A 759-nucleotide genomic window follows, 5' to 3' on the forward strand; every position below is an offset into this window, starting at 1 on the left:
ATTGATCTCGAGCGCCCGCTTGCAGGCGGCGTCGAGGCGGTCCCGGTCGATCTTGCCGGCCAGCCGGATCACGCACAGGCAGGTGCGGCAGCCCTGCTCCGGGTGCTTGCGCTGGCATATGATCCCGATGCGTGGAATGCTGCCCATTGCCGGAGGTGCGGGCGGTGATGCGGGCCCGCAGCTCATTCTTCACCAGGTGGTGCGGCACGGAATAGTAATGCCGGACGATTGCGATGTGGTAATCGATCCCCGCGCGGCATATCTTCCATTCGGCATAGACGTAGGGCTCCGCTGCCAGCGGTTTCAAGGCGGGCCTGTCCAGCTGTTCGAACAGTTGTCGGCGGCTGGCGCCAGGGTGGCGGGAGACCTTGCTGTTGAGCCTGTCCAGCAACGGGAAAATGGCGGCGTTTACTTTCTCGAGGCTGAAGAATTGCAGGCTGTGCAGCCGCGCCAGGATCCAGCGTTCGACCAGCAGGACAGCACTCTCGGCCTTCGCTTTGTCTTTTGGTTTGCGAGGCCTCGCGAACAGTGAGCTAGTGAAGGCGCCACTGGTTCAAGCCCACTGGCGAACAGCAGTATCGTAGTGCACGGATAGAGAAGCCGCTCAAGCTCGGCATCCGCCATCTCCGGCGGCAGCGGCCAGTTTAAGCCTGCCTCTTGTTCACGCTCCAGATAACCCAGCAGCGTGGTGCGGCCAATCGCCAGGCTCACCGCCATCCGGCGGGCCGACAGGCCCTCGGCTGAAAGCCGCAGTACGTC

At 63.2% G+C, this 759-nt stretch carries 1 pseudogene; it reads right to left on the reverse strand.

Annotated elements, in window-relative coordinates:
• Nucleotides 1–408 precede the first annotated feature (408 nt).
• Nucleotides 409–759: pseudogene (locus L1069_RS23860) on the reverse strand (hypothetical protein); the annotation flags it as partial.

Source organism: Leisingera sp. MMG026 (genome assembly GCF_021654205.1).
In the GTDB taxonomy this organism is placed as follows: domain Bacteria; phylum Pseudomonadota; class Alphaproteobacteria; order Rhodobacterales; family Rhodobacteraceae; genus Leisingera.